This window comes from Dethiosulfovibrio russensis (assembly GCF_021568855.1).
Lineage (GTDB): Bacteria > Synergistota > Synergistia > Synergistales > Dethiosulfovibrionaceae > Dethiosulfovibrio > Dethiosulfovibrio russensis.
Map to the genome: position 1 here is coordinate 305,673 of NZ_JAKGUG010000001.1, position 25,052 is coordinate 330,724.

A 25,052-nucleotide genomic window follows, 5' to 3' on the forward strand; every position below is an offset into this window, starting at 1 on the left:
AAGTGCATAAAGGCATTTACGCCGGAGTATCGGCCATGATGGTGCAGCAGGGAGTCACCGACTGTGCCGCCAACAACCTAGCGAACGTAGACACGGCTGGGTTCAGGGCTAGAAAACCTATAGCCAAATCATTTCCAGAGGTCCTAATGGAAAGGGTCGATCCCGCCAAAGGGCAGGGGGAGATCCCTCCTTGGCCTTGGAGGAGTCACCCTATCGGAAGCGCCTCCATGAACCAGGTGCTTTCCGAGACGTATATGTCCACCGACGAGGGGAACCTGCAGGTTACCGATTCCCCTATGGACGTTGCTTTGACGGACGAAGAAGGTTTTTTCGTACTTCAGGACGGAGAGGGCAACCAATTCTACTCCCGATCCGGTCATTTCCTAGTCAACGAGGGGGGGCAGCTGGTCAATCCAGACGGATATCTTCTCGTGGGAGACGGAGGACCTATCGACGTAGGGGAAGCCGCTGCCGTATCTTTTACCGACGACGGACAGGTGATCGCAGATGGGATCGCTGTGGCTCAGATAGACATAGTGGGATTCGAGTCGCCTACCGCCCTCAGGCAGATGGGCAAAAACCTTTTGGCAGAGACGGAGGACTCCGGGGCTCCTGCTCCCGTCGAAGTTCCTCAGGTGGCGGTGGGGGTACTGGAGCGTTCAAACGTCAACGTCGTCGAGGAGATGGTCCGCCTGATAGAGGCACAGAGAGCCTACGAAGCCGCGTCTAAGGGAATCCAGACTTCCGACGATATGACCGGACAGCTCATAACGTCCTTGGCTAAGCCTTAAGGAGGATAAACAATGATAAGATCTCTTTGGACCGGCGCTACAGGAATGGTAGCCCAACAGACCAATCTAGACGTTACCTCCAACAATTTAGCCAACGTCAACACCGTGGGCTATAAGAAGGTAAGGACCAACTTCGCCGACCTTCTATACCAGATAAACCGCGAACCGGGTTCTCCCGTAGAGGGGGGGACTACGGTACCCACTGGAATACAGGTCGGACTGGGAGCCAGGGTCAACGGAACCTCCAGGATAACCACCCCCGGCAGCTACGAGGTTACCGATGCACCTCTGGACGTCGCCATAGAGGGCAACGCCTACTTTCAGGTCGTTCTCCCCAACGGGGATATAGCCTATTCGGCCAATGGAGAATGGCAGAGAGACGGCGACGGACAGATAGTAACCTCCGACGGCTATCTTCTGGAACCCGCCATAGTCATACCCGAGGACGGAACGGACATAACCATAAGCTCTACCGGACAGGTCTACGTAAGTCAGCCCGGCGACGATGAGGCTCAGGAAATAGGCCAGATAGAGCTGGTTCGTTTCGTGAACCCTGCGGGCCTTAGGGCCATAGGGCGCAACCTTTTCAGGGAGACCGCAGCCAGCGGAGATCCTCAGATAGGCAATCCGGGAGACGACGGATTTCCCACCCTTCAGCAGGGCATACTCGAGAGGTCGAACGTACAGGTAGTGGAGGAAATGGTCAACCTCATAGTCGCTCAGAGGGCTTACGAGGCAAACTCCAAGACCATTCAGACCGCCGACAGACTTCTGGAAGTTGCAAACGGCCTCAAACGCTAACAATAGGAGGATTCTGGATGGTATCCTCAAACGCCGGGCGGCGGGTCCTCCTGAGGGCCCGCCTCTGTCGTATAATAGTGTCGATGATAGCGGTTTCGGTATTGTCCTTTTCCGCCGAGGCATTGGATCTTTCCGTGGAGATCAAATCGGGGGCGGTCGTCCCGTCCGGACCGATCAGGCTGAAGGACGTCGCCTATGTCGCCTGCGACTCTCCAGAGATATTGACAGGAAGTTCCTCCGCCATATTGAGACCCTCCGGAAATACAATAACCCCGGAGGACGTCGTAACCGCCCTTACCCAGGCTGGCATAGGCGGCGTATCTCTCAGGCTTGTCATGGCGGACAATGTGCCCTTTCGACGTGAAAACGACATAGAGCGATGGCTTAGAAACTACTCCGGGTGGACAGGAGCCCTTGAGGTGGAGTCCGATGGATTTCCCCAAGGGGGCAGGCTGATACCTCCCGATTCCCTCTATCCCGGGGCTCAGGCGATAAACCTCAGATTCGACGTGGCCGGGGTAGAACAGATATATCCCGCCAGGTTGCGATGGATTCTTCCTGCGGTAGTCGCCGACAGCTATCTTAGAAAAGGCGTATATATAAAAAACACCGACCTGGCGATCGCAGCCATAGAGGTTAGAAGAAACAGAAAGTATTACGACGATCCCAGAGACCTGGTGGGAATGACTGTCGAGAGGGACATGGCCAAAGGCGATCCCTTCACCGTAAGGATCACTGAGGAGCCCGAGCTGATTCGAACCGGCGATCTGATTCGGCTGTTATACCGTAGCGGCTCCCTGTTGGTCTCTACGTCGGGAAGAGCCATGGACAGAGGTGCTTTGGGGGACAGGATAAAGGTCCGTAACGACAGAACGAGAAAAATAGTGTTCGGAATAGTGACCGGGCCTGGAACCGTGGAGGTGAGTGAATGAAATCCTTAACTATCGTCATGCTGGCCGTCTGTCTGGCATCTACTCCGATCTCCTGCGCGTCTGGGCAATCCCTATGGCAGGACGGCACGAACTACATAGGAGACGACAGACCATCCAGAGTAGGGGATATCGTCATGGTCGAGGTCGACGAGAGGACGGACACCGAGGACGAGGCCAAGACCGAGACCACCAAAGAGGGTGGAGCTAACGTAAGCGAGGGCACCGGTATATTGGACTTCATCAAGGGGCTGAGCCTTACGTCCAGCACGACCAGCACTGGGGATGGAACTTCCGAGAGAAGCTACAGGACCAGGGCCAAGGTAACCTGTGTCGTGACGGAAGTGCTCCCGAACGGCAACCTAGTCATAGAAGGCACCAGAGACCTCCAGACCCACGGCGAAACCCTGAAAATGAGGTTCAGAGGGGCCATCAGGCCTCAGGACGTCGACGGAGATAACACTATCTCCAGCGAGAGAGTCGCTAACGTGGATCTCATAGTCGACGGCAAGGGCACCCTTACCAGGCTGCAAAAGCCCGGCATATTGACCCAGATCCTACAGGCAATCTTCTAGGAGGTCCCGGTATAGATGAAGATAATAAAAGCGATCCTTTTGTCCTTTGCCGTTTCTCTTTCCGTGGCCGGACTGAGTCTCGGTGCCCCCATAAGTCCGGAGGTACGAATAAAAGACCTGGCCGATATCGAAGGGGTCAGAAGCAACCAGCTTTCTGGGGTCGGTGTGGTTATGGGGCTTCAGGGGACGGGGGACAAGTCGGACATGTCCATACAGGTTCTTCGTAACCTCATGCGTCGCTTCGGAGTTACCTTGTCGGATAAAGACGTCAAGAGTAAAAACGTAGCCATGGTGGCGGTAACGGCGGAATTGCCTCCTTTCGTCCGTCCCGGACAGACTGTCGACGTTACCGTAAGCACCCTCGGAGACGCCAAGAGCCTCCAGGGAGGTGTCCTTCTACAGACGCCCCTTAAGGCAGCGAACGGCAACGTCTATGCCGCTGCCCAGGGTCCGGTTTTGGTCGGCGGATTCTCCGCCGGTAGAGGAGGCTCCAGCGTGACCAAAAATGTCGTCACAGTAGGACGCGTCAACGGAGGGGCCATAGTGGAGAGAGATGTTTCAACCGAATTTTCCTACGGAGGCAGGCTCTCTCTTCTGCTCAGGAACCCCGACTTCACCACCTCCAGAAGGATAGCCGACGCCATAAACAGGAAATTCGGATCGATAGCCTCTGCCTTGGACGCCGGACGGGTTCAGATACAGCTTCCCGGAGCCTATATGGCCTCGCCTTCCGCCTTCATAGCCGACATGGAAAGCATGAGGGTTACGCCGGATATGCAGGCCAAGGTAGTTGTCAACGAGAGAACCGGAACGGTCGTTATGGGTGGTAACGTCCAGATCAGCTCGGTTGCAGTGGCTCACGGAGACCTGACGGTCAGGATAGACCAGGAAAACCAGGTATCCCAGCCTGAGCCTTTCTCGGGTGGAGTCACCACGCCCTACGCCAACGATACGGTCCAGGCGGAGGAGAAGAGAGGTTCCTTCATAAAGATGGACGCCACCACCACGGTAGATCAGCTGGTAGACGCGATCAACGCGGTTGGAGCCTCTCCCAGAGACGTAATAGGAATATTGCAGGCGATAGATAGAGCCGGTGCGCTTCACGGCGAACTGGACGTAATGTAAGGAGGTATTAGAGGTGAAGATTGATAACTCCGAACTATCGGCCCTCAGCTTAAGCGGAGGACGAAAAGACCCTCACGAAACCTTAAAGAAAGCCTGTCAGGATTTCGAGAGCGTCTTTATGGCCCAGACCTGGAAAGAGATGATGAAACAGGCCCGGGAGATCGGCGGCAAGGACGAGGACGATCGCCCCTTCGGGATATTGGAAGATCTCTCCGTGGAGATGGCCTCGGAGGCCCTGGCGGGGCAGAACGACAACGGTCTTTGGAAGGTCCTTTACGACTCTCTGGCGTCCTCCCTGCCCGACGAAGATATCGAGAAGTCATGAAGCCATCCTCTCCCTGGTGGTTCGAAGGGCTTAGATTCTCCTGTGTAGGATGCGGAAGATGCTGTAGAGGAGAACCTGGCGCCATCTTCTTTTCCAGATACGAGGAGATGAGAATAGCTTACTGCCTGGGGCTATCCTTAGGGGAGTTTCGTAGAGGATATGTAACCGGTAGATGGGGATTGCCCAGCATCGACGAGAGATGGAACGGCGAATGTCTCTTCTACGATCCTGCGACCGCCAGATGTCGCATATATCCGACACGTCCACTGCAATGCAGGACATGGCCCTTCTGGCCGGAGATACTGGATACCCCGGAATCCTGGCGGAAGGCCTCTAAAATGTGTCCCGGAATGGACCAGGGAGTCATGCACGACGGTCCTGAAATAAAGGGGATACTGGATTCCTACGTCAAATACCTCGGGGAGATGGTAAATTGACATCCTTAGCCGATGCCTTGCCGGAGATGAATTGGCAGCTGATATTTTTCACCGTCCTTCTCAGTGCGCTGGTGGCCTTCTTAGGCGACCTGTTAGGCATGAGAATCGCAAAAAAAAGGATCACCCTTTTTGGCTTAAGGCCCAGACATACCAGCACCCTTATAACAGCCATAACCGGCATGGTTATAGCCATGGGGATAATGACCGCTCTGGCTGTGACTTCCGACACCGTCAGGACCGCCCTCTTCAGCTTGAAATACGTTCAGAGACAGGTCCTGGACCTAACATCCCAGCTTCAGGAAGCCAGAGACGAATCGGATCTAATGGGCATTCGCTACGTCGAAAGCCTCCAGAAGCTGGAAAACAGTGAAAAGGAACTGGCTCATGTGAACGAGAAGCTGAACTCTCTCACCCCGGAGCTAGAGGCCACCAGAAAGGAGATATCCGAGCTGCGCTCTCAGAGGGCGAAGCTTCAGGAACAGATAGAGGCCCTTCGTTCCGAGGCGGTAAACCTTCGTAGAGGTCTGGAGGCGGTCAGAGAAGGACGTGTAGTGGCCTTTGCGGACGAACTTTTGTCTCAGGAGACCGTTCAGGAGGGAGCGTCCAGGGAAGACCTGCTCTCGATAATGTCCAATCTGAGGAATAAAGTGAGATTTATAGTGGCCAGAAGAGCCTCTATATCCCCGGAGGACATCTCTATCGGGAAGGACGAACAGGAAGAGGAGCGGGTGATTTCGCGATGTCTCGTCATAAACAGCAGAAAGGTAATCCGGGCGAGAGCTTTGTCCAACGTGGTCGCCGGAGAGCCAGTCACCCTCAGCTACAGGGTATACGAGAGCGTTAGAGTGTATAGAAAAGGCGAGCTCGTATTCAGAAAAGCGGTTCCCTCTGTAAACGACGTGGCAGAGGCTGAAGGGGTACTCCACGAAATTCTCAAGGAAGTAAACCCCATAGCGGTCAGGGACGGTATCCTTAGGGATCCCTTCACCAGGACGGTGGGGCAGATAGACGCAACCGATTTTTACGAGGCGGTAGACAGGCTTAAGGACACCGAAAGCTCCCAGATAATCGTGTCGGTGCTGGCTGCCGAGGACATATACACCGAGGGACCGGTCAGAGTGACCTTGTCGATCGGTCTAGACGAGGGGTAGACCAGATGGATCGGGAATACCTGTATTACGACAGCAAGATAGGACTCTCTTCCGAGGAACTTCAAGGGTTGTATCGATTTACCCGATGGGGAAGAAGCCGTTCCGTATCGCAGATAGAGAGAATGCTCAAGGGCACGGACCTCTGTTTTTCCGTCCGTTATGAATGTGAGTTGGTCGCCTTTTGTCGAATAATCACCGATTTCGTCTTCAGGGCCTCTTTATGGGACGTGGTGGTACATCCGGACCATCAGGGGCAAGGGCTCGGTTCCAGCCTGATGGGGTATGCCCTGGAACACCCTGCCATAAGGAATATCCCGATGATAACCACCTACAGCAGCGAGCTGGGCCCTTTTCTGGCCAACATGGGGTTCGAGCCCAAGGAAGGCATGATGATGTTGCTTCGGTGTCCTATAGAATACTCATGACCTCGATAGACCTTTTTTTGCATTTTCTGTGGCCGGTAAGCTGTCCCGTTTGCGGTAAATTGGCCAGCGTCCTCTGTCGTTCCTGTTCGGACGAACTGGTTCGGGATGCCCCCTTGCGATGTCTGATATGCGGAGAGCAGATACCCTGTCGTCTTCACGGTAATAGTTATCCTTCCGTATCGGGAGCAGTCCACTCCGGCATGGCCAGAGAGTTAGTGTTATCCATGAAATATCACGGTGTGTCGGGAATGGGAAGAATAATGGGACGGTCTCTGGGATCCGCCATAGTCATGCCCTTTCCCCAAAATCGCATAGTGCCCATTCCTCTCCATCGTGGAAGTACCAGAAGATACAACCAGTCCCGATGGTTGGCTATGGGGATATCGGACGTTTGGGGTGTAGTTCTGTCGGATCATCTGAAATGGAGGACATCGGAAAGACAGTCGGAACTTGGGGCCGAGGCCAGGAGGAGTATGCCAAAAAACTCCATCCTTTGGAGAGGTCCCGATCTTAAGGGGCAGAGCTGTACCCTCGTCGACGACGTAAGGACGACCGGAACCACCCTTCTAAGAGGAGCGGAGGCTCTTTACGAAGCCGGTGCCGAGAACGTTCTGTCCATCACGTGGAGTCGGTCGATAAACGCTAACGAGAGAGGAGATCTATCATGGAGCTGAAACACTGTAAGATCTGCGACAAAGTCTTCGCAACCGTCACGGCGGATATATGTCCTTCCTGTTGGGAAGATCTGGAGGAAGTCTACATGAACGCCAGAAAAGCCATAAGGGATCATCACGGCTCCCGGTTGGACGTATATTCTTTGTCCGAGATGCTGAATGTAGACGAAATATATATAGAGGTGCTGGTGGACCAAGGGCGTTTAAGCCTCTCCGGAGAAGACGACGGCAGGCCTCGTTGCAAGTCCTGCGGCGCAGAGGTCCACTCCGGGCAGGAGTACTGCGATGCCTGTAGAGAAAAGTTGATAAAAGGTTTTTCCTCCGACGGGGAACACAAGAAAAAGACCATGTTTAGACAGGAACGCAGGGGTAGATGAGGTTAAAGTTCGCGATCTTCTACCTGTTAAGGAGTCGGCCCCGAAATCCGATACATAACCAGATGCTCCTGGGGGGGATATCACGATGATAGATAAAATAGTCGGATCTTATTTATACAACGGCGGTTCTCCCGTAAAGAACCGTAAAAAAATCGACTCCAACGTCGGCACGGATAAAAAAATCGACGGAGTAGAGGTAAGCGATTTCGCCCAGACTCTGGGCAAGGCCATGATGGAATCCAGGAAAGTATCGGACGTCAGGCAGGACAAGGTCCAGGCTATGTCCGAGAGCATAGACTCCGGTTCCTACGATCCCGACATGGGAATATTGGCGGCCAAGCTGATAGCGGCCGGGCTGACCAGGTCTTCCGATTGATATGTGGTCGTCTCAGATCGTAGGCGTTATCGAACGGCAGACGGAGGCGATCCATCGCGTCCTGTCTGTGGTCGTGAAACAGCGAGAGGCGCTCAAAGAGGGGCGCCTCGAACTTTTGAAGGACCTCCTCAAGGACATGGATCAGGCCCATCAGGAGGCTATTACCGCTGAGTCCATGAGGACCCAGGTCGTCAATAAGATAGCCGAGAGCAGAAAATGCTCCCCGACCTTGAATGAACTGGCCGCCTCAGGTACGCCCGAGGAGTCCGAGGCGATGCTGAAGGCGGGAAAAGGCCTGAGAGTCGCGGTCGAATCTGCTCGGTCCGAGATGGCTTTGCTGAACTCCCTTGTCGAGGAAAACAAGGCCCTTAACGATATGCTTATAGACGAATGGCGGCGTTTAGGCGGAAATCAATCCCTATCGTCTCTTGACTTGAAAGGTTAGGTGAATGCCTCATGATCAACAGTTTTTTCGGGTTCGAGATGGGAAGAAGGGCCCTCAGCTATTTCCGTCAGGGATTCGAGACATCCGGTCATAACATCTCCAACGCGGACGTAGAGGGGTATTCCCGCCAGAGAGTTGAAGCTTCCTCCACCGATCCTTTTACCGAACCGGGCCTGAATCGTCCCGCTCTTCCAGGGCAGGTCGGTACTGGAGTAAAGGTAGATGCCATCGCCCGTCTCAGAGATCAATTTCTTGATCTCCAATACAGGGAGGAGAGCACGGTAAAAGGCTATTGGGACATAATGACCCAGGGGCTGGACACCCTAGAGACCTTCGTCAACGAGCCCAACGGCCAAAGCGTCAGGGTTGGCTTAGACGATTTCTGGGCCGCTCTTCAGGAAGCCTCCAAACATGCGGACAGTTCCTCCGCTAGGGAAAACCTGATATCCAAAGCAGGAACCTTGGGAACCTATCTGGACAGTCTCTCTAGAAATTACGAAGAGTACAGGACCGGATTGAACGAACAGGTTTCCCTGGCTGTGAACGAGGCTAACACCTATATAGACCAGATCTCCGCCCTGAACCTTACGATAAGGGAGGTCGAGGGAACCGGCGGCAACCCTAACGACCTTTACGATCGGAGAGATCTGTTGGCCGAAAAGCTCTGCTCTCTTATAGACTGTGAAGTAAGCGCCCCTTCCGATATGGAGGACGGCGAGTACAAGATATATCTCGGCGGAAGGATATTGGTTCAGGGAGATAAGGCCAGACATCTCGAATTGAAGTCCGTTCCAGGTAACTCCGGTTTCTACGACGTTCAGGTCGAGGACAATACCTTCGATCACGTCTCAGATACCGACGTTTTGACCGCTTCGATAGGCCAAAAGGCCTCCGAGGCGATCCATTCCGTGGCGGTAGAAAGGCTTGCCAGCGAGACGACCTGGAAAGTCGGAGGGGGAACCATAAACGGAGCCGTCGGTCGACTGCCGGTGAGCGATCCGGACGAGGCCATGAACATAGAGGGAACCATCAGACTGCAGGTTGGATCCTCCGGAGTCAGAGCCACCGGCAACCAGATGAACAACGAAATGGGAAGCCCTGCGCTTCTCAAGTTTCCCGGAGGAACCGATCGTACCGAGTATACCTTCAGAATAGCCTCTCAAGACCTGAACTCCATGCCGGGCAATCCCGAGGAAATGTACGTAACGGTTTCCTGGAACTCTGCGACGTCGGAATGGGAGATGTCCAGCCGCTGCGGCAACAGCTCTTCCGGCACGGTGTCCGCAGGTGGAGAGCTTTCCCTCGATGAGCTTCAGTCCTTTCTTCAGAACGACACCGGTGTGGGAGGTCGGTTGGAGGTATACGTAGAGAGCTCCGGATCGGTAGACCGTCTGGTGATAAAATCCGGCGACAACCATCTTCTCTCATTCAACGACATGAAGGGAGACCTACTTTCCGGAACGCTGGGACTCGAGAACGATGCCCCGGTGGTAACGGTCGAGATAGACAACGACGACACCCTTAGATCAATAGCGAACAAGATAAACGGTGCTTATAACAACGGCGACGACATGCCAGACGATCCGTCGGAATGGCTCCACGCATCGGTGAAAAGCGACGGAGGCGGAGACTACTACCTAGTCTTGGAAAGCGACGTGGTAGGCGAGTCCAGCAGGATAAACGTTATGGGATCCGATGCTGGAGATTCCTATGCCGCCAGACGTCTCGGGCTTATGGGGGGAACCGCCGCGGAATACTCCACCGAAACCCTCTCCACCTCTACTGATGCACTGGTAATGGTGGACGACGATCGCTATCTGTCCTCTTTCAACGAGTTTAGGCAAGCTCGAAAGATATCCGCTTCCGACGGATATAAGGCTTCTTCCATGGAGGATGTCGCTTCGGGAATAGTTCTCAGCCTGAAAAACACAGGCAGCTCCGCCATAAGGGTGGAACATCACGTCTCCGGAGGAGAGATAAAAGCTCTCATGGAGGTCCGAGACGACGTCATATTGCAACACCTGGAATCCTTCGACGCCATAGCCTACAACCTGATAAACGAGATGAACGCGGTACACTATGCCGGTCACGGAAGCGGAGACTATTCGAACGTAACAGGAACGGCCTTCTTCTCTTCGACCTCCGTTGTGTCGGGGGCTTCCAGAAATCTCTCCGTGAACGATAAGCTGGTGCAGGCCTCCGGGCTCTTCGCCGCTTCCGCCGACGACGGGAACGGCCAGTCCAAAGGAGAGGGCAACGGAGACAACGCCATAGCGATGGCTCAGCTTAAACAGGCCAAGGTAATGGCTGGCGACAGCGCCACCTTCAACGAATACTACGAGGATTTCATCGCAAGGCTCGGGGTGGAAAGCCAGAGATCTCTGTCCATGCTGTCCAACCAGACCACGTTAGTGGACCAGATAAGCTCTCAGAGACAGTCGGTTATGGGGGTCAACATAGACGAGGAGATGATGCAGATAATGCAATTTCAGCAGTCCTTCAACGCCATCTCCCGCTATATCACTACCCTGGACGAAATGCTCAACAAGGTTATAAACGGCATGGGCCGCGTCGGCCTGTAGGGAGGGTAACCCATGAGAAGGGTCAGTAACTCCATGATGTACGGTGGCATGATGACGGACATGCACAATAACTTGGCCCGTCTTCTTAAGATGAACAAACAGGGCTCGACGGGAAAGCTCCACCATAAACCCTCGGACTCGCCTATAGACGTGACCAGGGAGCTCTCCCTCAGCACCACCATATACGAAAACGAGCAATATATAAGAAATATGAACGACGGTCTTACCTGGTTGAAGAACACCGATTCGGCTCTCAATCAGATAGGTGAGATGATAGATCGGGTTAGATCCCTCTCCGTTCGTGCCGGAAGCGGTGCCTTGAACGACGAGGAGATGGATGCAATCGCTCAGGAGATGATAGAACTCCAAGAGGGCATAAGGGAGGCCGCCAACTACAGCGTTGAGGGTCGATATCTCCTTTCCGGCGCGGCAACGTCCGTCCCCGCCTTCCAGAGGGACGAGGAAGGACACGTGATATACGCAGGAAACGACTACAGAGTTCAGTTCGAGATGGAGCGTGGCATAGTCAGCGACGTATCCGTGACGGGCAAAGAGGTCTTCCCCGATGACTACACCCAATATACCCTGAGGAGTGCCGACGTTCCCACCGATTTCGAGTGGACCGGCAGAAATGAGATAATACAGATCCAGGTCGGAGATCGTTCAGTTAAGATCAGGATACCCGAGGAAGACTGGGAGGACGATAACTACGACAGCTCTACCCTTACCGACTACAACAGATTCAGAGATCCCGGAGAGCTTCACCCTATGTCCTTGGACGATATAGCCGAGACCATAGAGAGCTCGGTCAATATGGGAGACGCCGGGAAGCTCGTGTCGGTTCAGGTAATAAAAGACGAGGACGCAGGCACTCAAAAGCTGGAGATTCGCAGCCATACAGGAGAACCTATCTCCATGATATCCTGGCCCGAAACGGACGATATACCGATGAACCAGGCAGTAGAATCACTTGCAGTGGATGACTCCGTGCCTGGCGGCTACGTTCTTCCATCGGACGGCTCGATCGAAATAGCTATAGACGATAGCCAGAATATCACCACACTTAACTTCACAGCCGGAATGACCTTGGATCAGATGGCCGACCAGATCTCCGGACAGGAGGGGTTGGTCGGTAAGGTGATAGATTCCGGAACATCTTCCGCCAAGCTCATCGTAGTCTCCAGCGATGAGAACGTAAAACTCAACGTAACTCCCGAGGGTGGAGCGACAAACCTTTTCGGTACCGACCCGGTCGCCTCCGAAGCAGTTTCCAAGCCTCACGATCACAGTCATATAGGCCTTATGGGATTGCTGGGAATGGAGACATCCCTTCAGGGAACCGAGTATTCTGAAGGGGCTACCATCGCTTCCGGACTTTCGGACACGAACAAGGTGAACTTCTACATACAGTCGGGAAATAACAGAGCGGAAATTTTGGTCAACTCCGGACCGGACATGACATTGGAGGACCTGGCCCAGGAGATAAGGGCCGTAGCGGGAGATTGGCTCGAAGTGGTCGTACAGACCGATCCGGGAGACGGAGTGGCTGGTCCGGATGTATCCGGAAGTAACCTCGAAAACGGAACTCAGCGCCTGGTCATCAGGGCCAAAGAGGCCGGAGCTCCTGTAAGCATGATGGACCTAGCCACCGATGGGACGAATGCGAACACCTCGCTAATTCAGTCTATGGGACTGTCCACCGCCGTATACGCTCAGGGAACGGCAAATTTTCCCACCGGAGGAGATCTGGATCCCAACATGCCTGCCCGTATGACCGTGTCGGTAGGAGAGAGGGACTATGATCTGAAACTCTACTCCGATGACATAGCGACAGGCGGAGTTGTGGACAACGTCAAGATGGCTCGGGAAATCCAGCGTCAGGTAGGTAAAGGCCCCGACGGCGAGGACCTCATCGGTTTCAAGGAGCTTTCCTCCGGCGGAGTGGCCCTGTTCGCAACGTCAGGGGAACCTCTACAGTTCGTGGACCGTTCCTTCGGAGATCCTTCAGTGGACGAATACAGCGCTGGCCTTGCCCTCCAAAGCGGCATTGCTTCGGGAATACAGGGAGAATCCGTTGCGGAAAATCTGGCCGTAGATACCGGCTCCGGAGGAGTTATGCGCATAGAGGCCCTGGGGCGATCCGTGGATATATCTGTGGCTCCGGGAGACACCATGAAGGATTTTTCCGAAAAACTTCGCAAATATGCCGGAAACTGGCTTAACGTATCCTACGTCGATACCGATCTGGACGACGGCACCAACGACGTTAGGCTCTCTATATCGGCAAAAGACGGCTCCGCCGTCAACGTCTACGACCTGGAACCGGCCGCCATGACGGCAGGTGGTCCCGGTGCGGCGGCAGCCTTTGGCATAGATACGGCGATCAGGGGGGCCGCTCTGCCTGCCGGTCCGGTTGTCGTCGACGACACCACGAACACCCTCACGATATCGGTGGACGGATACGAGCACACGATGGACCTCAGAGAGCTCGATGCCGACGGAAGCGGAGATCTGAGCCACGACGAGATGACCTCGGTGGTGGACCTCATAAACGCCCGTTTTCAGGGACAGGACGTAGAGGCCCAGCTATACACCGACCAGGCCGGAGACGATCACGTCATTCTGACATCTCCCAAGGGGTACGAGATAACCGTATCGGGAGATCTGGCTAACGACTTTTTCGGGGCCGCTACCATCACCAGCCCTGATCACGGAGGAACGGGCCCCTACGGTCAGGTTGTAACGAGACGAACCGGGGCCGACTATCGCCAGACCGATTTTTTCGGAATGATGGAGGATCTCATAGACGCGGTCAAGGGGCAGGACAGCGAGGCAATAACTACGCTCCTAGGCGACATAGATAACGAGATAGACTCCCTTCTCAAGTGCCGTACAGAGGAGGGTGCCCTGGTCAAACGATATGAGGGCAGCTCCAGTAGGCTGACCCAGAACAACGGCAACTACACCGAGCTGTACAGCTCCATAAGCGACACCGATCTGGCCAAGATGGCCATGGAATACATGTCGGCCCAGTCGGTCTATCAGGCCGGACTTGCCACCATAGCCAGGATAATCCAGCCTACGCTGGTGGACTTTCTGAGTTAGGCTTAAGGGAGATATTTATGAAAAAACTTGCCTCTTCAAGAGTTAAAGATGTTTCTTACGAGGAGAAAGACCTTTTCTTTTTTCCGAAAGGGATACCGGGATTCGAACACCTCCATGAATGGCTGATTGTAGGCGATGAAGACTCTCCTGTTAAGTGGCTTCATTCCGTAGAGGAAGACGTGGCTCTTCCTATAGCACATCCTAGGTCCTTCTTCATCGATTATGACGCCAATATTTCCAAATCGGTCTTAGCGGATCTTGGGACGGAAAAGCTGGAGAAATTAACGGTGGTGGTGGTCTTATCCCTTTCCAGGGGAGATGTTCATGATTCCACTGTAAATCTGAAAGCTCCGATACTGATAAACGGAGAGAAGAGATTGGGCATGCAGGTCATAGCTCTGAACGAGGATTATGATGTGAGGCATCCTCTTTTTTCTCCTTCCACGAAAGAGTAGGATAGAATCGATGTTGGTTTTATCGAGACGACCTGGAGATTCGATAGTCATAGACGACAGGATCGTAGTAACGGTATTAGAAATAAAAGGCGACACCCTTAAACTCGGCATAGACGCTCCTACCGATATCTCCATATGGCGCTCCGAGGTTTTAGAGGATATAAAGGCTCAAAACCGATTAGCTGCAGAGGTGGAAAAAGAGGGTAACAGAGATGTTTTGAGAATAGGCGAGTTGCTTTTGAATAAAAAACGGGAAAAAGAATAGACGTCTTGTGAGGGGAGTTTGTGATGGTATCCTTTGATCACGCAGTTTGGGAGAAAAACCTTGTGGAACTCAGAGCGAGACAGCCTCTTTTGGCCTCTCTTCTCGAAGAACGTCTCTCCGATAGAGGTATCCCCTCTTTTGACGTATCTCACAGTCCGAAGGGAAAGTGGGTGCGTCTTCCTACGGAAGGGGAGATCGAGCCTTTTTTTGACGTTTCAACTGCCCGTCCTACCGAAAGAGACAAGGAAAAACACGCTCTTTTTTTCGTTATGGGAGTGGGATATCCTCCCAGTCTATTTCATGTTCTCTGGGGTTTGCCTGTTGGTACATTGAGCGTCGTTGTCTTCGAGCCTAACCTGGATCTTTTGATAATGACCCTGGGCATTACTTCGGTATATAGAGCGATACCCGCAGGGTGCCACCTTTCATTTCTGGCCACTCCAGAGACGCCTTTGGTCAGAGAGACCATCGGTGTGAATATACGTCCTCTCGGAGCTTTCGTCGTCATAGAAGGCAAGACGATTGAAAACAAAGGGGAGCTAGAGGTTTTTTACGATACCTTTTCGGAGCTTTGGCGTTCCTTCGCCAAGGAGGTCAGAACCCACATAGACATTTTAGGCAATTCTCCGGAGGACACTCTTATCGGGGTTAGACAGATAGCTCTGAACGCACCTTGGATACTGAAAAGTCCTCCCATAAGTCTTCTGGCCGATCGTTTCGAGAAAAGGCCATGTATCTGCGTCGCTTCAGGACCTTCTTTGGAAAAAAATATTCACCTTCTAAAAAGCATGGAGGATCGCTGCGTTATTATCTCTGCGGACACCGCCCTGCGACGTCTATTGGAAGAGGGCATTCACCCTCATGCTGTAGTGACGTTAGAGCGTCCCGTTCATACCTATACGAATTATTTCCGTTACTTGATGGAGAATTGGGAGAAAGAATGCAGTGAAATACTCCTAGTCAGTCAAGGCGTTTCTCCGCCTCAAATTCAGGGTCGTTGGCCCGGCCCTAAAATCGTGGTCGGAAAGGTGGAGGTGCCTGTCGACCGTTGGTTTTTAGGCGAGCTGCTGGGGGGCAGCATAATGAGGTCCGGTATGTCCGTCGCTCACATGGCTCTCGTCCTCGCTCAGATCTTGGGAGCCGAGGACGTCGCTCTGATAGGTCAGGATCTTGCCTTCGGAGATGACGGAAGTTCCCATGCTGGCTCCACTGCGGCTTCTTCCGCTCAGTCTCTGGAAAAAGAGAGGGGACAGAAGGACTATCTGGAGATCCCCGGTGCTCTAGGGGGAACTGTAAAGACCCATCACATATGGTTCCTGTTCCTTCAGGTTTTCGAAAACCTGATACCGGATATGAAGTTAAGAGTTCACGATTGTACCGAAGGGGGAGCCCTTATAAGAGGTACGGATGTTCGTCCTCTTCAGGAGTTCATGGATCTTTTTGTCGCTTCCTCTTCTCCCATGGAAGAAACTCCTGGTTCTGTCGTATCGGAACATCCAAGGTCTATCGACAAAGAGTCTATCTCTAAAATCCAGGATAAAATAGATTTCGGGCTTTCTGGTATAACATGGACTCTTTCGGAGGTCGACGAATTGGAAAAGATGGTCGACAGAGCCATATCTGCGGGACTAGCCCCTAAAAAACGGCGTGAGATAGCGTCGGAAATGTCCGAGAGACTGGATAAACTAAACGGGATAAACCCGGTGTTGGCCTTTATCGGTCAGAGTTACGCCAACCTCTCCGGTATGGATATAGCCAGAACTAGATGGCTCGAGTCCGTCCCTCAGATAAGGGAATGGGAGACTATACATCGGGAGATGTTCAAGGCACATAGGATCTGTGCCAGATATATAAAACAATGGCTGGAATACGTCTCCGCCTTTTTGAAGGGCTTCCCCTCCGATGAGGATGTATTAGAAGAGTCGAGAAACACGACCTTAGAGAGCCTGTTAGGTGAGGATCATGATCTTATCGATGTTTCAGGTTCGGAGATGATCTCCTTCAATTTGACGCTGTCTCGGAGCGATCCGGTAACACAGGGTTGGTCTCTTGACGATCGGTGGAAATGTGCCCTTGTCCTTCACGGTCAAGGACGGGCCGAGGAGGCCTCTTATCTGATGGAGTCGGTGGCTCTGGAACTTCAGGGACTTAGACTGGAAAACAGTGTCATGGTACAGTTTCTAAAGGATTACGCCAAGATAGTCTCTACTCACGATCTGTGTTTCGTGCCTAAATACAGGCTTGCCAAGATGCTGCTTGACAACGCCAGGAGATACGACCCCGACGATAGAGATATAGAGAGACTGATCGACGATGTCATGGTCGGCTTGAGGACTTACCTGGAGGACATCGCCTCTTTCCGACTGATATCCGATCCTATCGGTTTCGAAACCAAACGGTTGGACGCTGACAGACTCTTGAACGAAGGGGATCTGGTGGGGACGATGAATATGGTTCTCGAGATAATTGAGGATTATCATAGCGAACGTCCAGGTGGTTGCGCCCCTCTCCTGGAATGGCTGGTGAAGACGTCTTTGGATTGCCTGGAAGCTCAGGATCCCTTGATAGCGGATACCTCACGGCATATATGCGAATCGCTTGGGAAAAACCCCGGTATCTTCAGAGAACTGGGAGTATCGGTTCCTATAAATTTGATGGAGTTTTTTTCTCAGGACCTCAAGGTTTGGGAGTATATGTCCGAAAAAAAAGACGAGACAGGAGGTGATAGTTGAGGGGTAAACCGGACTTCTCAAGTTCAGTAATAGGCGTTTCTTATCCCGTAGGCAAGGAAGCCTACCTATCAAACAAGGAGGTTACAAGATGAGAGTCTATCATAACGTACCTGCACTTTTCGCTTATAACTCGCTTAACGCGACCAATAGCAACCTTCAGAAGTCGATCAACAAGCTGTCTACCGGTCTTAGGATCAACTCTGCCGCCGACGACGCCGCAGGTCTCGCCATCAGCGAGAAGATGCGTGCCCAGATCAACGGTCTGGACCAGGCCGTAAGCAACTCTCAGGACGGCATTTCCATGATCCAGACCGCCGAGGGAGCCCTCAACGAGACCCACTCCATCCTTCAGAGAATGAGAGAGCTCTCCGTCCAGTCGGCAAACGATACCCTTACCAACCAGGATCGTAAGTACATTCAGGACGAGGTGGACCAGCTGTCCGAGGAGATCGATCGCATCTCCACCACCACCCAGTTCAACAAGAAAAAGCTTCTCGACGGAAGCGCCTCAGCCCTTTGGTCCTCCGATAAGCTGGAGACGAAGGCCTTTATAAGGGGAAGCCTTCGCACTGTCGACCAGTTCGGTCAGAAGTCGGCTGCAGAAGGCAACTACAAGATCTCCATCAGCGCCAATCCCGGAGAGTCGGAGATTCAGAAGAGCGACGTGTTCACAATCAAGCACGAGAACGTGGCAATGAACGTCGGGCTCAACACCGAGGCCGGTGCACGCAGCGTGTCCATAGATAGCCTTCCCGCCGGGGATTACAATGTGACCGTTACTACCCCAACAGATATAATAGGTACTGCCAGCCAGAAGTATAACTTCGGTGCCATAAGCGCCGGTACCGGTTATGCTACTGCCGCTGCTGGTGCAAGCATAATGTACGAAGTGTTGTCTGTGAACACCGCATCCAACACTGTCGTGGTCAGGGCAGAATCCTACGTCATGTCTGCCGGTGGAACAGTCACCAACCACAGGGACGAAAACCTTACCCTTACTACGGCCTCCAAGACTGCCTATACAGGGCTGGGTTTCGATATGGGTACCGCTGCTCTTGCTATAGCGGATATTACTGCATTCCAGGTGGGTGGACGTTATGTGATGCATCTGGCCGGATCCGGTGCTGCTAACGTTGATGCATCCATAAACGTCAGTGCCTCTATCAACTCCACCTGGGCCGCTGCAGGAAACTGGTCCACCGCCGCTGCCGCTCTGGCTCAAGATCGTGGTTTTGGCGTGCAGCTTACCGCTCTTCAGAACAACGATGTCCACTTCAGGACTTTCTACCTGAACACCCAGAACGGTCAGGTCTTCCAGTCCGATATCCGTATAGGTTTCAACGAGAATACGACGGCCTATACTTCCTTCGGAGACACCGCTGCTCTGGCCAGTTTCACCGCCGCCTACGTAGGGCAGGTAGCAGAGGGTGATGTGTCCCTGAGGGATTTGGACAAATTCTGGGACGCTAACGGTCGGTTCCTTCTCGACGATCCCCAGGATATAACCATAACCCAGGGAGACGGTTCGAAGGCCAGCGTTACTCTCAACTCCACAGACACGTTGAACGACGTGGCCAAGAAACTCAACGACGCTATAGCCTTCGATCTCGGACAGTCCAAGTATGTCGGAGCCGACGCCGATATGTTCGTCTCCTTCGTGGGAGAGGACGATGTCGTAGCATCCACTCCCGAGTCCGTCCAGGGCACGATGGTTATCCGTAGCGCCGTTTCCGGCAAAGGCGGAGAGCTGGCTTTCGCCGGTGACGAGGACGTAATAAACGCTCTCAGCCTCAACGTCATCCAGGATTCGTCGGAAAACGAGTTCCGCGTGAGCGTCCAGGATGCCCATAACGGAAACACCGTCGCTTCCGCCGTCAAGATCACCGGTAACATGCTTCGCGGCGTGGTTCACGAGAACGTCGATGTAGAGTTCGACGCTATGGCCAATATCGATGTGGCCTGGTCCGATGCTGCTCGCGGATTCCTGCTCACAAGAGATTCCGACGTATATGAGACCACCGTCCACCTTGCCGATAACAGCACCGTCTTCCAGATCGGAGCCAACGAGAAGGAGGACATGGGCATAAGTATGGGCGACATGGGAGCCAGAGCTCTCGGCGTCGACTCCATAGTCGTCACTGACAGAGAGTCCGCCGCTCGTTCCATCACCGTTATCGACAATGCTATCGACAGCGTGTCTACCCAGAGAAGCGCTTTGGGTGCCTACCAGAACAGGTTGGATCACACCATCAACAACCTGACCGTTGCCAGCCAGAACCTGACCTCCGCCGAGAGCCGTATCCGCGATCTCGACATGGCCAAGGAAATGATGAACTTCACCAAGCTCAACATCCTTTCCCAGGCTGGAACCAACATGTTGGCTCAGGCCAACCAGCTGCCACAGAACGTCCTGTCGCTGCTCCGTTAATTGAACTAGACGACTCGGCTAAAGAGGCGGGAGGGAGCTCCCTCCCGCCTCTTTTTTAAAACCCGAAAGGGGGCATGACAAGTGACGGTAGAAAACCTTGTTCCGTCATCTTCTCCCTCATCGAGGTACGTCGTGTCCGATGGAAGTTTAGTAGGGCGTCAGGTAGATGTAAAAGATAGGGTCGCCTCCGTACAGAGGTCGGATGAGTTTCCCCGTCCTGGAAAAGAAGAGATAAAGCATTCTTTGGCGAAAGCCGAAGAGGTGGCTCAGGCTTTCGACAGACAGATCCGTTTCCGTTTCAGGGAAGAGGCCAATGAATTTCAGGTCGAGGTACTTGAAAAGGACGGATCGGAGGAAAAAGTCATAAGGAAAATACCACCTGACAGCGTTATCAACTTCATAGAGCACGTACAGGAGATGTTCGGAGCTTTGATCGACGTGGAAGCGTGACGATCGGAGAATCGACGGTATTGAGAGGCTTCCGCCAGAGGTGCGGCGGCCTCTTTTGACTTTTATCCGGACCAATGTCCGATGAAGGGTGTGTCTTTATGTTTAACGATAGATCGATACTTATAACCGGAGGAACCGGTTCTTTCGGAAAGGCCTTTATCGGCAGACTGTTGAAGGGATGGAACCCCAAGCGAATAGTCGTATATTCCAGAGACGAATTCAAACAGTACGAAATGCAGCAGGTTTACGATGCCCCGTGCATGAGATATTTCATCGGAGATGTCCGCGACGGTGACCGTCTCTCCATGGCTATGAAAGGGATCGACTTCGTCGTTCATGCCGCCGCCTTGAAGCAGGTCCCTGCCGCCGAATACAACCCCATGGAATGCATAAAGACGAACGTGGACGGAGCATACAACGTCATACAGGCGGCCATAGCCAACGACGTGGACAGAGTGGTAGCCCTATCGACGGACAAAGCGGCCAACCCCATAAACCTCTACGGAGCGACGAAACTCTGCTCGGATAAACTCTTCACCGCTGCCAACAATCTCGTAGGAGAAGGAAGAACCCGATTTTCCGTCGTTCGTTACGGCAACGTAATGGGATCCAGAGGATCGGTAATACCTTTTTTCAGAAAGCTAGTCGAGAAAAACGCTCCCGAAATACCGATAACCCACGACGGCATGACCCGTTTTTGGATAACTCTCCCTCAGGGAGTGGACTTCGTGGTGAAAGCCTTTCTGCGTATGCAGGGAGGGGAGCTCTTCGTACCTAAAATCCCATCGGCCAAGGTGGTGGACATCGCCACAGCCATAGCTCCGAAAACGCCTCAGAAAAAAGTCGGAATTAGGCCGGGTGAAAAACTCCACGAAATTATGTGTCCTCTGGACGACGCCAGAAATGTCCTCGAGTTCAAAGACCACTTCGTCATAACGCCGTCGCTTACCTTTCAGTCTCACAGGGATTTCCAAAGAAACGAACTGGGAGAGACCGGCAAACCAGTAGCTGAGAATTTCGTGTATAGCTCTGGAGAAAACGAATGGTTCCTTACGGTCAAAGAAATAGCGCAAATGATAGAGCGTAACTGTGCAAGATAGAGTGTAAAATGATAATAGCCCTGATCCCCGCCAGAGGGGGAAGCAAGAGAATACCGGGTAAAAATATACGACCATTTTTGGGCAAACCGATAATGGCTTACTCCATAGAGGCTGCTGTGAAAACAGGTCTTTTCGACAAGGTGATAGTCTCGACGGACGACGAAAAAATAGCCGACGTAGCTCGTTCCTACGGTGCCGAAGTTCCCTTTATCCGTCCGGAAAGACTGTCGGACGACCATACAGGAACCGATGCGGTTGTCCGTCACTGCCTGGAATGGCATGAAAAACGAGGGGACATCGTCACCCATATATGCTGTATATACGCCACGGCCCCGTTCGTACAGGTAGAGGATATAATAAAGGGGTATGAAAAAGTCTGTGAAGAGGGAACGGCATCCTCTTTTTCCGTAACCCCTTTCGAATATCCCATATACCGCGGATTGAAGCTCTCCGAGGACGGCCATGTGGAGATGATCTGGCCGGAATACCAGTCCTCGAGATCGCAGGATCTGCCGGAGGCCTACCACGATGCGGGGCAGTTCTACTGGCTGAACGTATCGGAGATGTCCGAAGAGGGCCCCCTCTTCTTCAGCCGAAACGCCAGGCCTGTCATATTGCCGTCCTGGAGAGTTCAAGACATAGACACGTTGGACGACTGGAAAAGGGCCGAGCAGATATTCCGTATGATAGAGAAAAAAACGAAGAGTAAGTTTATAAAAAAAGGAGGTTCTTCCATGACGGACTCTATTCTCATGGCAGGAAGACCTGTAGGCGAAAAGCACCCCTGCTTTATAATTGCCGAGGTAGGTGCTAACCACAATCGTTCCTACGATCTGGCGTTGCGGCATATAGACGCAGCAGTCGAGGCCGGTGCGGACGCCGTAAAATTTCAGATCTACTCGGCGGACAGTCTTTATTCCAAAAAGACACCTCGTCACTCCGGATACGACAAGGACCTCCATACCCTCATATCGGAGATAGAGACTCCCAGGGAATGGCTTCCCAAGCTTGCCGACTACTGCAATAAAAAAAACATACTTTTTTTCGCCACCCCCTTCGACCACGAGGCGGTGGACGAACTGAACAAAGTCAGCGAATTCTTCAAAATAGCATCCTTTGAACTGGTAGATCTGGATCTAGTAAGATATTGCGCCTCCAAGGGCAAGCCGATGATAATCTCTACCGGTCTGGCCGACATGGAGGAGATAGAGGACGCCTATAGAGCCTGTGTGGAGGCCGGTAACGAGAATATAGTCTTTCTTCAGTGTGCCTCCGTCTATCCTGCTCCTCCTCATATAATGAATCTGAAAAGCATGGAGACCATACGTAGGGCTTTCGGAACCCTGGTGGGGTTATCGGACCACACGCCGGGTGTACATATATCCGTTGCTGCCGTAGCAATGGGAGCGTCTGTTGTGGAGAAACACTTCACCTTGGACAGATCAATGGAGGGGCCGGACCATCCCTTCGCCATAGAGCCCGACGAACTAAGGGAATTGGTCAGGCAGATAAGGGAAGTCGAATCGGCCATGGGGGACGGTCGCAAACTGGGACCTTCCCAGGAGGAGATGGAGTTCTATCAAAAGGCCAGGAGAAGCCTCCATGCATCTAGGGATATAAAAGCGGGAGAGACCATAACGGAGGGTATGTTGACCTGTAAAAGACCTGGACTTGGTATCGCTCCCAAACACTCTGATATATTGGTGGGAAGAACCGCCGAGATCGACATAGAAAGAGACCAGTGGATCACCTGGGAAATGATTTAATGATCCCTTTTATATATGCTTCCAATAACGAAAACGGTTACCGTTGTGCATTGAATTTAAGGGATTATAACTGCGTTCCCGAGCTATTATTGTTGCATCCCCTAGGAAAAGGTAAAATGCAGGATGAGATAAGGTCCGTTTTTCCCGATGTGCCTTGTGTTTATTGGGGAAGTGACCTTAAAACGCTTGAAGATGATTACGGTGTAGATCTTTCTTCTTTGATCCTTCTTTCGATCAATTTTGGCTATTTGTTTAATAACCGAGATCTAGCTTTGTTTAGGGATGCCTGGAATCTCCATATCGGTTATCTTCCATGGAATAGAGGGAGTAACCCCAACGTGTGGTCGATCATAGAAGGAACTCCTGCAGGGGTGACTTTACACAGGATTTCGGAGAAACTCGACGGAGGAGAGATCCTGAAAGCGGAGAGAGTCGATGTTTTTTCTTGGGATACGGGATATACGCTTTATTTTAGGTTGGTCAGTAAATCTGAAGAAATGATCCAGTACATTGCAGACCTACTTCACGAAAGAGAGAGTCTGAAGTCTTTTTTGCCTGATTCCCCGGGCTCCTTTCATTGCCTTAGAGATTTCGAAGAGGTCAAGCTAATCAACTTGGATAGCGTCGATTCTTTTAAAGGGTTTATAGATCGTGTGAGGGCCTTGACTTTCCCTCCTTACAAAAACGCTTATTTTTTGGATGAAAACGGACGAAAGGTTTTTGTGGATATCGTCTTGTCCCCGGAGGATGACCTCGAATGATCTATATCCTGGCCGACGGCGGTCCTTCCGTCGGAGGAGGACACATAAGCCGTTGTCGGTCCATCGCTTATGAGATAGACAGAATGGGTCAGCCGGTTCGTTGGATAGTTCCGGTTGAGGCGTCTCCCTTCATGAGGAAAGAAGAGGATTTTTCAGGCATCGTGGATTTTACCGTGGATGCAATCTCCACGGTGTTGAACGCCGACAATCCCATTCAAAAGAGCGATATTCTTCTGGTTGATGGCTATCGCTTTTCGGAGGAACTTTTAAGGTTCCTGGGCGATAACTGCATCCTGGTCGTTTTGGATGACTATCGTAACATTCCTGTGGATCGATGGGCTTCTATCGTGATCAACTATAACCTTGGGGTGACGGATATTCCCTATGGTAGAGAGGCCGTCAAGCTTCTTGGCCCTTCATACTGTCCTCTTCGTCCTTCTTTTGCGAAACTGACTCCCAGCGATGAAGGATTCGTACTTTTTCTGGCCGGTGCCTCGGATATGGCCGGTGTTACGGCGGATGTCGTGACATGGTACGATATCTCGTGGCCTCCTATGGTAGCTGTGTTGGGTCCTATGGTGCCGGACGACTATTTTGATAAGGTGTCTCGGATAGCTGATAAGAAGGACGGATTGACCCTGATGAGGGCTCCCTCCGATTTCGACGGGCTGATGGCCAGGGCCTCCTCGGTGGTCTGTACCTCCAGCGTGACCTGTTACGAGGCGATGGCACTCGGCAAGCCTGTGGTGGTGTTTCAGGTGGCGGAAAACCAGAGAGGGATAGGACGGGCCCTGTCCGAACTTGGCTGGGGTATCGATCTGGGGTGGTGGAAAGACATATCCCCCGAAATCCTGCACAGTGCCATAGAAAAGGCCTTCCCCCCTCCTGCCGGTTGCGTGCCCACCGACGGAGCAAAGAGGGTGGCCAGTGCCATACTCTCCATGGTTCGATAAAAACTTGAGAAGAAAGCGGCGGTG

At 52.7% G+C, this 25,052-nt stretch carries 24 protein-coding genes; all 24 read left to right on the forward strand.

Features of this window, described 5'->3' with window-relative positions:
* The first annotated feature begins 2 nt into the window (after positions 1-2).
* The 24 genes from L2W48_RS13070 to L2W48_RS01675 all read left to right on the forward strand — a co-directional run bounded on the left by L2W48_RS13070 (position 3) and on the right by L2W48_RS01675 (position 25,028).
* A complete protein-coding gene (locus L2W48_RS13070) occupies positions 3-791 on the forward strand; it encodes a flagellar hook-basal body protein (RefSeq protein WP_236097939.1) in 789 nt (262 codons plus the stop codon).
* A gap of 12 nt (positions 792-803) precedes the next feature.
* A complete protein-coding gene (gene flgG, locus L2W48_RS01565) occupies positions 804-1,592 on the forward strand; it encodes a flagellar basal-body rod protein FlgG (RefSeq protein ID WP_236097942.1) in 789 nt (262 codons plus the stop codon).
* Between the two features lie 17 nt (positions 1,593-1,609).
* Entirely contained in the window at positions 1,610-2,524 is a 915-nt protein-coding gene (gene flgA, locus L2W48_RS01570) for a flagellar basal body P-ring formation chaperone FlgA (RefSeq protein WP_236097943.1), read from the forward strand.
* Complete coding sequence (locus L2W48_RS01575) at positions 2,521-3,096, forward strand: flagellar basal body L-ring protein FlgH (protein WP_236097946.1); 576 nt, start codon at positions 2,521-2,523, stop codon at positions 3,094-3,096. The genes flgA and L2W48_RS01575 overlap by 4 nt, the downstream gene beginning before the upstream one ends.
* A gap of 15 nt (positions 3,097-3,111) precedes the next feature.
* A complete protein-coding gene (locus L2W48_RS01580) occupies positions 3,112-4,221 on the forward strand; it encodes a flagellar basal body P-ring protein FlgI (protein ID WP_236097950.1) in 1,110 nt (369 codons plus the stop codon).
* A gap of 13 nt (positions 4,222-4,234) precedes the next feature.
* Positions 4,235-4,546: a hypothetical protein gene (locus L2W48_RS01585; RefSeq protein WP_005661767.1), complete on the forward strand. Its 312-nt coding sequence runs from the start codon at positions 4,235-4,237 to the stop codon at positions 4,544-4,546.
* Complete coding sequence (locus L2W48_RS01590) at positions 4,543-4,983, forward strand: YkgJ family cysteine cluster protein (protein WP_236097951.1); 441 nt, start codon at positions 4,543-4,545, stop codon at positions 4,981-4,983. Before L2W48_RS01585 ends, L2W48_RS01590 begins: the two co-directional genes overlap by 4 nt.
* The gene (locus L2W48_RS01595) at positions 4,980-6,134 is read left to right on the forward strand and encodes a DUF3084 domain-containing protein (protein WP_236097952.1); all 1,155 of its coding nucleotides are present in this window, start codon (positions 4,980-4,982) and stop codon (positions 6,132-6,134) included. Before L2W48_RS01590 ends, L2W48_RS01595 begins: the two co-directional genes overlap by 4 nt.
* Before the next feature lie 5 nt (positions 6,135-6,139).
* Positions 6,140-6,559 (forward strand): GNAT family N-acetyltransferase, encoded by a 420-nt coding sequence (locus L2W48_RS01600; protein ID WP_005661771.1) that lies wholly within the window; start codon positions 6,140-6,142, stop codon positions 6,557-6,559.
* Positions 6,538-7,233, forward strand: coding sequence for a ComF family protein (locus L2W48_RS13075; protein WP_236114826.1), 696 nt, complete (start codon positions 6,538-6,540; stop codon positions 7,231-7,233). Before L2W48_RS01600 ends, L2W48_RS13075 begins: the two co-directional genes overlap by 22 nt.
* Positions 7,224-7,610 (forward strand): hypothetical protein, encoded by a 387-nt coding sequence (locus L2W48_RS01610; protein WP_236097955.1) that lies wholly within the window; start codon positions 7,224-7,226, stop codon positions 7,608-7,610. Before L2W48_RS13075 ends, L2W48_RS01610 begins: the two co-directional genes overlap by 10 nt.
* 85 nt (positions 7,611-7,695) lie before the next feature.
* Positions 7,696-7,986 (forward strand): flagellar biosynthesis anti-sigma factor FlgM, encoded by a 291-nt coding sequence (locus tag L2W48_RS01615; protein WP_236097959.1) that lies wholly within the window; start codon positions 7,696-7,698, stop codon positions 7,984-7,986.
* 1 nt (position 7,987) lies between these two features.
* Positions 7,988-8,431 carry a flagellar export chaperone FlgN gene (gene flgN / locus L2W48_RS01620; RefSeq protein ID WP_236097960.1) on the forward strand — a complete coding sequence of 148 codons (444 nt, stop codon included), beginning with the start codon at positions 7,988-7,990 and terminating at the stop codon, positions 8,429-8,431.
* An 11-nt stretch (positions 8,432-8,442) separates the two neighbouring features.
* A complete protein-coding gene (gene flgK / locus L2W48_RS01625) occupies positions 8,443-11,013 on the forward strand; it encodes a flagellar hook-associated protein FlgK (protein WP_236097962.1) in 2,571 nt (856 codons plus the stop codon).
* Between the two features lie 12 nt (positions 11,014-11,025).
* On the forward strand, positions 11,026-14,118 hold the full coding sequence (gene flgL / locus L2W48_RS01630) for a flagellar hook-associated protein FlgL (protein WP_236097963.1): 3,093 nt from the start codon (positions 11,026-11,028) through the stop codon (positions 14,116-14,118).
* Between the two features lie 17 nt (positions 14,119-14,135).
* Positions 14,136-14,573, forward strand: a complete 438-nt coding sequence (gene fliW, locus L2W48_RS01635; RefSeq protein WP_236097964.1) for a flagellar assembly protein FliW — start codon at positions 14,136-14,138, stop codon at positions 14,571-14,573.
* 10 nt (positions 14,574-14,583) lie between these two features.
* Positions 14,584-14,838 carry a carbon storage regulator CsrA gene (csrA, locus tag L2W48_RS01640; RefSeq protein ID WP_236097965.1) on the forward strand — a complete coding sequence of 85 codons (255 nt, stop codon included), beginning with the start codon at positions 14,584-14,586 and terminating at the stop codon, positions 14,836-14,838.
* Between the two features lie 62 nt (positions 14,839-14,900).
* Entirely contained in the window at positions 14,901-17,570 is a 2,670-nt protein-coding gene (locus L2W48_RS01645) for a motility associated factor glycosyltransferase family protein (RefSeq protein ID WP_236097966.1), read from the forward strand.
* 88 nt (positions 17,571-17,658) lie between these two features.
* A complete protein-coding gene (locus tag L2W48_RS01650; protein WP_236097967.1) occupies positions 17,659-19,998 on the forward strand; it encodes a flagellin N-terminal helical domain-containing protein in 2,340 nt (779 codons plus the stop codon).
* A gap of 132 nt (positions 19,999-20,130) precedes the next feature.
* A complete protein-coding gene (locus L2W48_RS01655; RefSeq protein ID WP_329606898.1) occupies positions 20,131-20,448 on the forward strand; it encodes a flagellar protein FlaG in 318 nt (105 codons plus the stop codon).
* A gap of 98 nt (positions 20,449-20,546) precedes the next feature.
* Positions 20,547-21,548 (forward strand): UDP-N-acetylglucosamine 4,6-dehydratase (inverting), encoded by a 1,002-nt coding sequence (pseB, locus tag L2W48_RS01660; RefSeq protein ID WP_236097971.1) that lies wholly within the window; start codon positions 20,547-20,549, stop codon positions 21,546-21,548.
* An 8-nt stretch (positions 21,549-21,556) separates the two neighbouring features.
* On the forward strand, positions 21,557-23,314 hold the full coding sequence (gene pseF, locus L2W48_RS01665; protein ID WP_236097977.1) for a pseudaminic acid cytidylyltransferase: 1,758 nt from the start codon (positions 21,557-21,559) through the stop codon (positions 23,312-23,314).
* Positions 23,314-24,075 (forward strand): formyltransferase family protein, encoded by a 762-nt coding sequence (locus L2W48_RS01670; RefSeq protein WP_236114832.1) that lies wholly within the window; start codon positions 23,314-23,316, stop codon positions 24,073-24,075. The genes pseF and L2W48_RS01670 overlap by 1 nt, the downstream gene beginning before the upstream one ends.
* On the forward strand, positions 24,072-25,028 hold the full coding sequence (locus tag L2W48_RS01675; protein ID WP_236097979.1) for a hypothetical protein: 957 nt from the start codon (positions 24,072-24,074) through the stop codon (positions 25,026-25,028). Before L2W48_RS01670 ends, L2W48_RS01675 begins: the two co-directional genes overlap by 4 nt.
* Positions 25,029-25,052 lie beyond the last annotated feature (24 nt).